The 11928-nt window shown below is 61.9% G+C and carries 14 protein-coding genes; 8 read left to right on the top strand and 6 right to left on the bottom strand.

All coding sequences use genetic code 11. The features are described from left to right. Positions 1-10: 10 nt before the first annotated feature. The 5 genes from Q0X18_RS02580 to purB are packed head-to-tail and all read right to left on the bottom strand — an operon-like array spanning position 11 to position 3778. Positions 11-757: an HAD family hydrolase gene (locus Q0X18_RS02580; RefSeq protein ID WP_297558143.1), complete on the bottom strand. Its 747-nt coding sequence runs from the start codon at positions 755-757 to the stop codon at positions 11-13. 31 nt (positions 758-788) lie between these two features. After that, complete coding sequence (purQ, locus tag Q0X18_RS02575; protein ID WP_297558141.1) at positions 789-1481, bottom strand: phosphoribosylformylglycinamidine synthase subunit PurQ; 693 nt, start codon at positions 1479-1481, stop codon at positions 789-791. Then, positions 1478-1729, bottom strand: a complete 252-nt coding sequence (purS, locus tag Q0X18_RS02570) for a phosphoribosylformylglycinamidine synthase subunit PurS (protein WP_297558138.1) — start codon at positions 1727-1729, stop codon at positions 1478-1480. The genes purQ and purS overlap by 4 nt, the downstream gene beginning before the upstream one ends. Further along, complete coding sequence (gene purC / locus Q0X18_RS02565; RefSeq protein ID WP_297562920.1) at positions 1726-2427, bottom strand: phosphoribosylaminoimidazolesuccinocarboxamide synthase; 702 nt, start codon at positions 2425-2427, stop codon at positions 1726-1728. The genes purS and purC overlap by 4 nt, the downstream gene beginning before the upstream one ends. A 25-nt stretch (positions 2428-2452) precedes the next feature. After that, entirely contained in the window at positions 2453-3778 is a 1326-nt protein-coding gene (purB, locus tag Q0X18_RS02560) for an adenylosuccinate lyase (protein WP_297558135.1), read from the bottom strand. A gap of 177 nt (positions 3779-3955) precedes the next feature. On the opposite strand from purB, the gene Q0X18_RS02555 reads away from it, so the two are divergent. The 7 genes from Q0X18_RS02555 to aspS all read left to right on the top strand — a co-directional run bounded on the left by Q0X18_RS02555 (position 3956) and on the right by aspS (position 9009). Further along, complete coding sequence (locus tag Q0X18_RS02555) at positions 3956-4642, top strand: HAD family hydrolase (protein ID WP_297558132.1); 687 nt, start codon at positions 3956-3958, stop codon at positions 4640-4642. Between the two features lie 47 nt (positions 4643-4689). Next, positions 4690-5046 carry a carboxymuconolactone decarboxylase family protein gene (locus tag Q0X18_RS02550; RefSeq protein WP_297558129.1) on the top strand — a complete coding sequence of 119 codons (357 nt, stop codon included), beginning with the start codon at positions 4690-4692 and terminating at the stop codon, positions 5044-5046. Beyond that, positions 5046-5522, top strand: coding sequence for an 8-oxo-dGTP diphosphatase (locus Q0X18_RS02545; RefSeq protein WP_297558126.1), 477 nt, complete (start codon positions 5046-5048; stop codon positions 5520-5522). Before Q0X18_RS02550 ends, Q0X18_RS02545 begins: the two co-directional genes overlap by 1 nt. Positions 5523-5719: 197 nt before the next feature. Next, on the top strand, positions 5720-5926 hold the full coding sequence (locus tag Q0X18_RS02540) for a cold-shock protein (protein ID WP_027877707.1): 207 nt from the start codon (positions 5720-5722) through the stop codon (positions 5924-5926). A 114-nt stretch (positions 5927-6040) separates the two neighbouring features. Beyond that, entirely contained in the window at positions 6041-7120 is a 1080-nt protein-coding gene (locus Q0X18_RS02535; protein ID WP_297558120.1) for a fatty acid desaturase, read from the top strand. A gap of 24 nt (positions 7121-7144) precedes the next feature. Beyond that, complete coding sequence (locus tag Q0X18_RS02530; RefSeq protein ID WP_297558117.1) at positions 7145-7549, top strand: HRDC domain-containing protein; 405 nt, start codon at positions 7145-7147, stop codon at positions 7547-7549. Between the two features lie 188 nt (positions 7550-7737). After that, positions 7738-9009 (top strand): aspartate--tRNA(Asn) ligase, encoded by a 1272-nt coding sequence (gene aspS / locus Q0X18_RS02525; protein WP_297558114.1) that lies wholly within the window; start codon positions 7738-7740, stop codon positions 9007-9009. 2 nt (positions 9010-9011) lie between these two features. Here the strand turns inward: aspS and Q0X18_RS02520 are convergent, their stop codons facing one another. Next, the gene (locus Q0X18_RS02520) at positions 9012-9269 is read right to left on the bottom strand and encodes a hypothetical protein (RefSeq protein ID WP_297558111.1); all 258 of its coding nucleotides are present in this window, start codon (positions 9267-9269) and stop codon (positions 9012-9014) included. Positions 9270-9389: 120 nt separating this feature from the next. Between Q0X18_RS02520 and polA the strand changes: the two genes are divergently transcribed. Beyond that, complete coding sequence (gene polA, locus Q0X18_RS02515) at positions 9390-11918, top strand: DNA polymerase I (protein WP_297558109.1); 2529 nt, start codon at positions 9390-9392, stop codon at positions 11916-11918. The last annotated feature ends 10 nt before the right edge of the window (positions 11919-11928 follow it).

Below are 11928 nucleotides of genomic sequence, written 5' to 3'. Positions count from 1 at the left end.
AGAAGAGGGTTCACAGAGCCCTCGGTGGATGCCCAAAGACGTTCTCGAGCAGTGGGAACAGCTCGAGGTGGCTACCGATGCGGGCGCTGGGTTCGGGCTGCCCGTTGCGGTGGGTGTGGCCGGTGTAGAGCACCGCGTAGGGGTAGCCGGTCTGGAAGGCCCCGGCGATGTCGGTGCGGGGGATATCCCCGATATGCAGGGCTTCCTGGGGCTTGGCCCCCATCTCGTCCAGGGCGGCCAGGAAGGCTTCGGGGTGCGGCTTGACCACCCCGGTTTCGTCGGAGAAGGAAAAGCCGCTAAACAGGTCGTGCAGCTTGTGGCGCATGAGCTGCTCGCGCAGGATGCGCCCGGTGGAGACGCTGGTATCGGAAACGATGCCCAGGGTGTAGCGCTGGGCCAGTTTGGGCAGGGCCTCGAGCACCCCCGGCAGCGGCACCAGACTCCCCTGCAGGGCCGCCTCCACGATGCGCTGGGTGGTGAGGGCCACCAGGCCTTCGTCGTAGGGCAGGCCCAGGTAGGCAAAGATGCGGGTGACCCGCTCGAAGGGGGTCATGGCCTGACCGGCGTTCCAGGCCGCATCGAAGTCCAGCGCGGCCTGCCGCCAGGCCTCCATCACCGCGGCGGGCTCGGCGGGCACGCCGGCCTCGGAGGCCGCGTCCAGCAGGATCTCGTTGCGCAGGTTCTTGACCTGCCCGGCATACTCCGGGCCTTCGATGAAAAGGGTGCCCCAGAAGTCGAAGGTGATTGCCTTTACCATGCCCATACCTCCTGTTCAATTGTTGTCCGGCTTAGACCACTACCTCGAGGGCCTGCTTGAGGCTCTGGAAAAACGGCAGCCCATCCGCAGAGCCCAGGACGCTTTCCACCGCCCGTTCGGGGTGGGGCATCAGGCCCAGCACATTGCCCGCTGGGTTCACAATACCCGCGATGTCGTTCAGGGAGCCGTTGGGATTGTAGGGCTGGGTGCCCTGGGGATTGGGCGCGTAGCGGAAGACCACCTGGTGGTTCTGCTCGAGCCGTTCTAAGGTTTCTGCGTCGGCGTAGTAGCGGCCCTCGCCGTGGGCGATGGGAATCCGCAGCACCTGCCCTGGGGTATACGCGCGGGTAAAGGGCAGGTCGGTGCGCTCGACCCGCAAAAACACTTCCTTGCAGGTGAAGTGCAGGTTGGTATTGGCCAGCAGCGCGCCGGGCAGCAGTCCGGCCTCGGTGAGCACCTGAAAGCCGTTGCAGATGCCCACCACCGGGTAGCCGCGCTGGGCCAGCCGCCGCACCTCCTGCATCACCGGCGAGAACTTGGCCAGCGCCCCCGCGCGCAGGTAGTCGCCGTAGGAGAACCCTCCCGGCAGCAGGGCGGCCTGGAAGCCCTCGAGGCTCCGCTCGGTATGCCAGACCAGCTCGGCTTCAAGCCCCACCAGCCGCAGGGCCCAAAGGGCGTCCTGGTCGCAGTTGGAGCCAGGAAACTGAATCACCGCCACCTTCATGCTAGCTCCTTCACCGCCTCCACCACAAACACTTCCATCACCGGGTTGGATAGCGCCTTGCCGATGTTATGAGCGGTGGCCCTGGCCTCCGCCTCGCTGGGGGCCTCGAGTTCCATCTCCAGTACCCGCCCCACCCGCACGTTCTCGACCGGGTACTGCAAGCCCTGCAAAACCCCTTCCACGGCCCGCCCCTGGGGGTCGAGGATGCCGTCCTTAAGCTCGATCAGGAGGGTAATGTGGTATTTCATAGCCCTTGCACCCGCCGCAGCACTTCCTGATAGGCTTCCTCCACCCCGCCCAGGTCGCGGCGGAAGCGGTCTTTGTCCATTTTTTCGCCGGTTTCCATCTCCCACAGGCGCATGGTGTCGGGCGAAATTTCGTCGGCCAGCACCAACCGGCCATCCGCCAGGCGGCCAAACTCCAGCTTGAAGTCTACGAGCTCGAGGTTGCGCTGGGCGAAATAGTCTTTTAGCAGGGTGTTGATCTGCAGGGCCAGTGTGCGGATGTGCTCCAGCTCGGCCTCGCTCAAAAGCCCCAGGGCCAGGGCCGCTTCCGGGTAGATGAGGGGGTCGCCCAGGGCATCGTTTTTGTAGGAGAACTCCAGCAGGGGCTTGGGGAGCACCCGGCCTTCCTCTACTCCATAGCGCCGGGCAAAGGTTCCAGCGGTGCGGTTGCGCACGATCACCTCGAGCGGCACAATCTGCACCTGCCGCACCAGCATCTCCCGCTCGGATAGCTGCCGCACAAAGTGCGTGGGGATGCCGTGGTCTTCCAGGTAGCGAAACAGAGCCGAAGAAATCTGGTTGTTCACAGCCCCCTTACCGGCAATCTGGGCCCGCTTCTGCCCGTTGAAGGCGGTGGCGTCGTCCTTGAAATAGACCCGCACCATCCCCGCCGCGGAACTGGGATAGATAATTTTGGCTTTACCCTCGTAGAGTTTCTCCATCCGAACCTCTTCCATACTACCCCTACTACAGCCCAAAGCGGGCATAGATGGCATCCACGTGGCGCAAGAAGTAGCCGGGGTCGAAGGCCTGGGCCAGCGCCTCGCCCTTGAGGGGGCAGGCCGGGTCGGCCTCGAGCAGCGCCCGGAAGTCCTGCCCCTCGGCCCAGCTCCTAAGGGCGTTGCGCTGGACGATCTCGTAGGCCGCGGTGCGATCCAGGCCTGCCTCAATCAGCAGGCCCAGCACCCGCTGGGAGTAGACCAGGCCGCGGGTGCGCTCGAGGTTGCGCTGGATGTTTTCCTCAAACACCACCAGCCCCTCCAGCACCCGCCCCAATCGGCGCAGCATGTAGTGGGCCAGGGTGGTGGTGTCGGGCAGGATCACCCGCTCCACCGAGCTGTGCGAGATGTCGCGCTCGTGCCAGAGCGGAATGTTCTCGAGTTCGGCCTGCAGGTTGCTGCGCAACAGCCGGGCCAGCCCCGAGATGTTTTCCAGGGCCACCGGATTTTTCTTGTGCGGCATGGAGGAGGAGCCGGTCTGCTTGTAGCTAAAGGGCTCCTGGGTTTCCAGCACCTCGGTGCGCTGCAGGTGGCGCAGCTCCACCGCGATGCGCTCGAGGTCGGCCCCCAGGATGGCCAGCGCGCCCATCAGCTCGGCGTGGCGGTCGCGCGGTACTACCTGGCTCGAGGCCGGCTCAATCTGGAAGCCCAGCTTCTGGGCCACCCAGGCTTCGACGGCGGGCTCCACGTGGGCATAATTCCCCACCGAGCCCGAGATCATCGCCACCCGAATGCCCTCGCGGGCTCTACCCAGGCGCTCCCTGTCGCGCAGCAAAGCCGCATAAAAGGCCAGAAAACGCAGACCAAAGCTGGTGGGCTCGGCGTGCACCCCGTGGGTGCGCCCCACCGCTGGCAGGTGCTTGTACCGCACCGCCAGGTGCTTCAGGGCGGCCAGAACCTTATCCAGCTCCTGTTCGATCAGGCCCAGGGCTTCGTCCAGCAGCACGTTCTGGGCGGTGTCCACCACATCGGTGCTGGTCAGGCCCAGGTGCAGCCAGCGGGCTACCTCGGGGCTCGAGCCTTGCACATCTTCCACCCACTCGGTGAGCGCTCGAGTAAAGGCCACGATGTCGTGCCGGGTCTCGGCCTCGATTTCCTCGACGCGTCGGGCAAAGCTCACATCCAGCGGCTTTTTTTGCAGGGCTTCGCGCAGCTGTTTGGCTGTGCCGATGGGCACCTGCCCCAGGCTTTCCCAGGCTTCCATCACCAGAATTTCCACCTCGGCCCAGACCTGGTACTTGCGGGCCTCGCTCCATAAGAGCCGCATCTCGGGGGTTTGGTAACGCTCAATCATAGCCCTCCCCCCGTACCTTAAAAGACCATATCGTTTTTTTCACTCGGGATCACTTGTTGTTCTTCATTGCCTCGCCGGACAATCTGGTGAACAACGCCATGAGCCTATCATGCTCTGGGAGTGGGGGCAACCGCGAGCCTCGGTTTGTTTTCATCCTGCCGGGTTAGTATTGGGGCCATGATCCGTGCGGTGTTGTTCGATGTAGGCGATACGCTCATTCTGGGACACCCTAGGTACTGGCTATGGCCTATCCTGCAAGCCAAAGGCATTGCGCACCAGGCCGACCTAAAACGCCTTCCTCAGGCCATTCAGGATGCCTACGCCCATTATTCTGACCATCACATGCGCGCCACCGACGAGGCCACGGCCCTTTCGTTTTGGCGGGCTTTTCACTGGGAGATCATGAACGGCATCGGGCTGGGGGCCTACGCCGACGAGGTGGCCGACTACCTGAAAGAACACTGGCAGAGCCCCCACGTCTGGCCGCTCACGCCGGGGGCCAAAGAGGTGCTGGGCGAGCTGAAAAGCCTGGGGTTCAAGCTGGGGGTGGTCTCCAACTGGGACTGGACGCTGCCGGGGGTTTTGCGGGCCACGGGCCTGGCCGATTTCTTCGACTATGTGGGGGTCTCGGCGCTGGAGGGGGTAGCCAAGCCCGACCCGCGGTTTTTCCAGATCGTGCTGGGCCATCTGGGCATGGAGCCACAGCAAGCGATTCACGTGGGCGACTCGGAGGACGATATCGCCGGGGCCACAGCCGCCGGGGTTCGGCCTATTCTGTTCGACCCATACCGGCAGAATCCCAATGCCGTGAGCGATCTGGCCAGGGTGATCGAGTACGCTACAGGCCGCACAGGCAGGTTATAGCGCCGGGCCCTTGACGTATAGCCCCCAGACCCTCCAGACTGGCCTTCATGAGCGTTCGCAAGGCCATCTGGGGGGATAACTTCGAAGCCATCGAGCAAAACCTGGGCGAGGTAGACCCCGACCTCTATGCCTACATCCGCGATTTCGCCTACGAAGAGGTGCTGGCCCGCCCCGGCCTGGACTTGAAAACCCGCGAACTGCTGGCCATCACCAGCCTGATTGCCCTGGGCGCGCCCAAGGAGATTGCCACCCACCTGGAGGGGGCCCTGCGCAACGGCGCGACCGAGCAGGAAGTGCGCGAGACCATCATCCAGTCGGCGCTGTTTGTGGGGTTTCCCAATGCGCTGGGGGCCATGAAAACCTTTCAAGCCCTGCTGCGCAAACGTCAGGCCTCGAGGGAGTGATGCTGACCAATGTGCTGGTGCTGCCACTGGATCGGCCCCAGCACCGCATCTTGCTGGGGTTAAAGAAGACCGGGTTTGGGGCGGGCAAGTACGTGGGTTTTGGCGGCAAGCTCGAGCCGGGTGAGACCCTGGTGATGGCGGCCATCCGCGAGCTTTGGGAGGAGTCGCGCCTGATGGCCAAACCCCACAACCTCTGGTATGCGGCCCGGCTGGAGTTTGTGTTTCCGGCCTCTCCGGACTGGAACCGCCTGGTGCACGTCTTTCGCCTCGAGTTCTGGGAAGGCGAGCCCGAGGAATCCAGCGAGATTCGCCCCCAGTGGTTTGGCCTTGATGCACTGCCCCTGGATCAGATGTGGGCCGACGTGCCCTACTGGCTGCCCCAGGTATTGCAGGGGGTTCGCCCCATGTTGCGCATTACCTACAACCAGGACAACCGAACGGTGGGGTTGGTGGAGGCGCTCGAGCAAAACCAGTAAAAGACTCCTAGCCCCTTTGAAGCTTGTTTGGGTTCGCCAAATCTCCTGTGCTGGTGATAAAAGCGTTCCCGTCGCTGTTTTTGCTAGATGCCCTCAGGTTGACCGATTACACACTATTGACTTTATTCTCTCGCTCATGCTAATCTTCGGTGTCCCCCTAAAACCAGCAGGTTTCAGTAGGACATTAGGAGTAGTAGATGAACAAAGGTACCGTCAAGTGGTTCAACGCGGAAAAAGGTTATGGTTTTATCGCCCAAGAAGGTGGCCCCGATGTGTTTGTACACTTCACCGCCATCCAGGGCCAGGGCTTCAAGAGTCTCAACGAGGGCGATCGCGTAGAGTTCGAGATCGAGCCCGGCAAGAATGGCAAGGGCCCCCAAGCCAAGAATGTGAAGCTTGCCTAAGCATTTCACCATTCAAAGCTCCCCAGTCCTGGGGAGCTTTTTTGTACAGGTTTCAAGGAATTTAGTTTGTCGTATACTGTCACTATTCAACCTCCAAACCTGCCGGGAGCACCCATGACTGAAGAACAGCATCTGCGTGAGTACACAAAAGCCCTTAAAGCAAAGCTACCCCGTTACTTCTTTGAGCCGGTTCCGGCCCGCCTGGTCTATTTGCCGGTGTTTCTGGCCTTGTTTGGCCTGTGTGCCTGGGGCATTGTGGCAACGCCCTATGTCTGGCTCAAGCTACTGCTCTCATTTGGGATTGGGTATTCGTTTATTGGGCTGGGGTTTCTGGCCCACGAGATCCTGCACGGTGCGGTCACCAAACACCCCATCGTACGCTCGGTGGCCGGAACTATTGCCTTTATACCGCTGCTGGTAGGGGCCCGGCTATGGCGCAAATGGCACAACGTCGAGCACCATGGCCATACCCAGCACCCCCACGACGACCCCGATGCCATGGGGGCCCTGGAAACGGCGATTCAAAAACCTTTTGTGAAGTGGATGTTTCGCCAGGTGCCGGCGCTGCGGAGTTTTTTCCTGTTTTTCTCCTTTACCTTCTGGTTCAGTTTGCACGCCCACTTGATGCTCCGGCGTTTCCTGCCCGAGTTCAAACCGGGTGAGCGGCCTGTTGTAATTTTCCAGGCGGTTTTACCGGTGCTGGTCTGGTTCTTGGTGCTCTTCTGGGCAGGGCCGCTCAACTTTTTGTTTGTCTTTGTGCTTCCCTGGCTAATGGCCAACTTCATTGCTATGAGCTTTATTGCCACCAACCACCTGCTCAACCCCATCACCGAAACCAACGACCCCCTGCTCAACAGTCTCACGGTGCGGAACCCCCGGTGGCTCGAGTGGCTCACCCTGGGCTTTGGCTACCATATCGAGCACCATGTGTTTCCGGTGCTTTCGCCCAAGTACGCCCATGTGGTGGCGCAAAAAATCAAAGAGCTTTGGCCCGAGCGCTACAACGAGCTGCCCCACTGGAAAGCCCTGTTTTACCTCTGGAAGACCCCCCGCCTCTACCGCGACCACCGGAACCTGATCGAGCCCACCACTGGCCAGGTGTTTGGCACGCTGGGCTTTGGCCTGGAGGACGGCAAGTTCCGGCGACCCAAACCTGCCCGTCGTAAGTTGGGCAAAAAGCGGCTTCGCGACTAAGGGGATGGGCGACAGGTGCTAGCCATGCAGTGTCAGACTTTTACCCTACGCCTAGACAATGCCCAGGACCTCGAGCGCCTCAACAGCTTTTTGGCTCAGGTAATGCCCATCCAGGTATCCAGCAGCCTGGTTTCGGGTAACAAACCCTTTTGGAGCGTGCTGGTGTTTTACGAGGGGACGGCCCCGCAACCCAAACAAGCAGAGGCTGTCCATACCCCCAGCGACCCGAGGTTCGAGGCCCTGCGCGCATGGCGTAGTCGCAAGGCCAAGGAAGAGGGCGTTCCACCCTATGTGGTTGCAACCAATGCCGAATTAAAGGCGATTCTTGAGGAGCAGTCCAAGACCCTCGAGGAGCTTGCTCAGGTGAAGGGTTTCAGCAAAGCAAAGGCCGCCAAGTATGGCCGGGAACTTTTGTCGCTCCTGAAGTAATCTTTACGAAAATCACACAGCGAAACCCTGCTTCGCCTTGACCAAGTGAGGGTTGGCACGTAAGATGCTGAGCAGGATGTTACGGGCGGACAACAATTTATAGTGGGGGTGCGACTTTGACCCCCGATACCTCGTTGTATCGGGGGTTTTTCGTTGAACCCAAGCCCGCCTGTCCCACAGGAGTACGCATGTCAAGAACCCTTGCCAGTCAGATTGCAGCGCACGTAGGCCAGACCGTTACCCTACAAGGCTTCCTCCACTGGAAGCGTGACCTGGGCGGGATTCGGTTTGCCCTTTTGCGTGACCGCAGCGGCATTGTACAGGTAGTAGTGGATAAGCGTTTCGAGCTACCCATCGCCGAGTCCTCGATGCGCGTGGTGGGCCAGGTGGTAGCCAATGCCAAAGCACCGGGCGGCTACGAGGTGGTGGCCCAGGAGATCGAGTTCTATGCCAAGGCCAGCGAGCCCAGCCCCATCGAGATTCCCAAGGAAGAGTGGCGGGTCAACCCCGAGACCTTGCTGGAGTACCGCTATGTGAGCCTGCGCGGAGAGAAAGCCCGCGCGCCTCTGAAAATTCAAGCGGCTTTGGTGCGCGGCTTTCGCAACTATCTGGATAGCCAGGGCTTCACCGAGATTTTTACCCCCAAGATTGTCTCGGCAGGGGCCGAGGGGGGCAGCAACCTATTTGGCATTGACTACTTTGAGCACCGGGCTTACCTGGCCCAGTCGCCCCAGCTTTATAAACAGATTATGGTGGGGGTTTTCGAGCGGGTCTACGAGGTTGCGCCGGTGTTTCGGGCTGAGCAGCACGCCACCAGCCGCCACCTCAACGAGTATTTGTCGCTGGACGTGGAGATGGGGTTCATCGAGTCGGAGCACGACGTGATGGATCTCGAGGAGGAGCTCATCCGGGCCATGCTGGACGAGGCCCGCCACACCGCTGCACCCGAGTGCGAGCTACTGGGGGTGGAGTGGCCCAACCTATCCGAGATGCCCCGCCTCGAGAACCCCGAGGCCCGCCGCATCCTGCGCGAAGAGCTGGGGATGCCGGTAGGGGCCGACTTCAACGAGGAAGCCGAGCGGGCCCTGGGGGCCTGGGCCAAGGAGAAGTGGGGCGTGGACTTCCTGTTCATCTCCAAGTACCCAGAGTCCGCCCGGCCCTTTTATGCCTACCCCGAAGGCGACGGCTCTACCCGAGGCTTCGACCTCTTGTTCAGGGGCCTCGAGATTACCTCGGGGGGGCAGCGCATTCACCAGTACGAGGTGTTGGTAGAGCAGCTTAAAAAGAAGGGCAACGACCCCGCCCATTTTGCGGGCTACCTCGAGGTCTTCAAGTACGGGATGCCTCCCCACGGCGGCTTTGCCATCGGGGCCGAGCGCCTCACCCAGAAGCTGGTGGGGCTGCCCAACGTGCGCTATGCCCGGGCCTTCCCGCGCGACCGCCACCGCCTGACGCCGTAATTTTACTTTTTCAGCTTGAGCACGCCTTTGGTGATCTCCTGCTCGATACCGAGCTCGAGGCGCATTTTCTCCAGGCGTTCCAGGAGGCCCTCGGGGGAAACCCCCAGGCGCTTGGCCATCGCCACGATCTTCTGCTCGTCGTACAGGGTGCCCAGCGTAACGGCCATGGCCTCGCGGTATTTGGGGCCCAGCATCACCTCGATGGTTTTGATGCGGAGCTGGATTTCGAACCACTCGAGCTTCTCAACTTCGTTCTGCATAGCTTTCCTTTCTTCTGCTGACCCGGAGGCCAGAACGAGCCCCATCATCCTACCAGCCTCCTGGCCCCGGTGCGCTCGGCGCGCTTTCTGTTAGTAACCGAATGAGGGTAGAATGTTCGGGTGGAGCAACCCAGTCTATTCAGCAGCGAAAGCCCGTCCGTCGAGCTGCTCAGGCCCGATCGCATCTGGCTGGTGGATGGGCATCATCTGGCTTACCGCAGCTACTTTGCCTTCGAAAAGCTGGCGACCTCGAGGGGCGAACCCACCCAGGCCATTTTTGGCTTTCTGCGCACCTTGCTCAAACTCCTCAAGGAAGACGGCGACTGCGTGATTGTGGTCTTCGACCCCCCAACTAAAACCTTCCGGCACGACGCCTTCGAGGCCTACAAGGCCGGGCGGGCCCCCACCCCCGATGACTTCCACCCGCAGTTGGAAAAAATCAAGGAGCTTGTTGACCTGATGGGGCTCCGGCGGCTCGAGGTGCCGGGCTACGAGGCCGACGACGTGATTGGAACCCTGGCCAAAAAAGCAGAACAGGAGGGCTATCCAGTGCGCATCCTGACCGGCGATCGCGACAGCTTTCAGCTGCTCTCCGAGGCCGTGCAGGTGATGCTGCCCGACGGACGGCTAATGCACCCCCAGGCCGTGCAGGAGAAGTACGGTGTATCGGTGGCGCAGTGGGTGGATTACCGCTCGCTGGTGGGCGATTCTTCCGATAACCTGCCGGGAGCCAAGGGCATCGGAGAAAAGACCGCGGCCAAGCTCTTGCAGGAGTGGGGATCGCTGGAAGGTCTGTACGCAAACTTAGAAGCCCTGTCCCCCAAAATTCGTGCCAGCCTCGAGGAAAGCCGGGACAACATCCAACTCTCCCACGCGCTTTCACAGATCCACACCGACCTTCCCATCGAGATCGACTTCCGCGACTGCCACCGCCGCGAACCCGACCGCATGGCCCTGCGCGAAGCCCTGGAAAAACTCGAGTTCGGCTCCATTCTACGCGAGCTAAACCTGCTGGCCGCCCCTCCCGCCGCCGAGGAAGCCCCCTGGCCGCCGCCGCCCGAGGCCTTTCTGGGCTACACCCTCGACCGCGCCCAGCCCATGTGGGCCAACTGGGTGGGCCTGGCCGCCTTTGCCGAGGGCCGGGTGTACCGGGGCCAGCCCAGCCTACAGGAGCTCAAAAAGTTCCCCGAGATTCGAAGCATGGTAGCCAAAGACCTGTCGGTGCTGGCCCTCAAAGAAGGCGTCTGGGTGCCCCCCGGCGACGACCCCATGCTGCTGGCCTACCTCTACGACCCCTCCAACTCCGACCCCGCCAGCACCGTGCGGCGCTACGGGGCGGGGGACTGGAGCCCCGACCCTGCCGAGCGGGCCCAGGCTGCCCACATCCTGTGGCAGACCCTGCAAAGCCGCATCGGTGAGAACCCCAAAATCGAGTGGCTGTATCAGCAGATCGAAAAACCGCTCTCAGCGGTTTTGGCCCGAATCGAGGCCCGGGGCATCTCCCTCAATGCCGAATACCTGTTGCAACTTTCGGAAGAACTTGCCAAGGAAATTTCCTACCTCGAGGCCGAGATTCACCGGCTGGCCGGGCGTCCTTTTAATGTGAACTCGCGGGATCAGCTCGAGGTGGTGCTCTACGACGAGCTCAAACTGAGCGCCTCAGGCCGCAAGACCCAGACCGGCAAACGCTCCACCGCCGCCAGCGCGCTCGAGGAGCTTTTAGGCCAGCACCCCATCATTGACCGTATCCTGACCTACCGCGAGCTGACCAAGCTCAAAAGCACCTACCTCGACCCGCTCCCTAAGCTGATCCACCCCAAGACGGGCCGCCTGCACACCCGCTTCAACCAGACCGGCACCGCCACCGGACGGCTTTCCTCGGTAGACCCCAACCTGCAAAACATCCCCGTTCGTACCGAAATTGGCAGCCGCATCCGCAAGGCCTTCCGGGCCGCACCGGGGATGAAGCTGGTGGTGGCCGACTACTCCCAGATCGAGTTGCGGGTGCTGGCCCACCTCTCGGGCGACGAAAACCTAATCCAGGTTTTCCGCGAAGGCCGGGACATTCACACCCAGACCGCGGCCTGGATGTTCGGGTTGGAGCCGGACAAGGTGGGGGCCGAACAGCGCCGGGCCGCGAAGACTATTAACTTTGGTGTGCTCTACGGCATGTCGGCCCACCGCTTATCCAATGAGCTCTCCATCCCCTACGCCGAGGCCGAGAACTTTATCGAGCGCTACTTTGCCTCCTACCCCAAGGTGCGGGCCTGGATTGAGCGGGTGCTGGCCGCTGCCCGGCAGAACGGCTACGTAGAAACCATGTTTGGCCGCCGCCGCTTCGTGACCGACCTAGACTCGCGCATTCGCAGCGTGCGCGAAGCCGCCGAGCGCATGGCCTTCAATATGCCGGTGCAGGGCACCGCTGCCGACCTGATCAAGCTGGCCATGGTCAAGCTCCAGCCCGAGCTCGAGCCCCTGAAAGCCCACCTGGTGCTGCAGGTGCACGATGAGCTTCTGGTCGAGGCCCCTGCCGATAGGGCCGAGGCGGTGGCCGGGGTGGTGCGCGAGGTCATGCAGCAGGCCTGGGCTTTAGAGGTGCCCCTCGAGGTCGGCATTGGCATCGGGGAGAACTGGCTCGAGGCCAAGTAGGCCTTTAGCC

It is taken from the genome of Meiothermus sp. (assembly GCF_026004075.1).
GTDB lineage: Bacteria > Deinococcota > Deinococci > Deinococcales > Thermaceae > Meiothermus.
The sequence above is the reverse complement of the archived record's forward strand: the minus strand, read 5'-3'. Positions and strand labels throughout refer to the sequence as shown.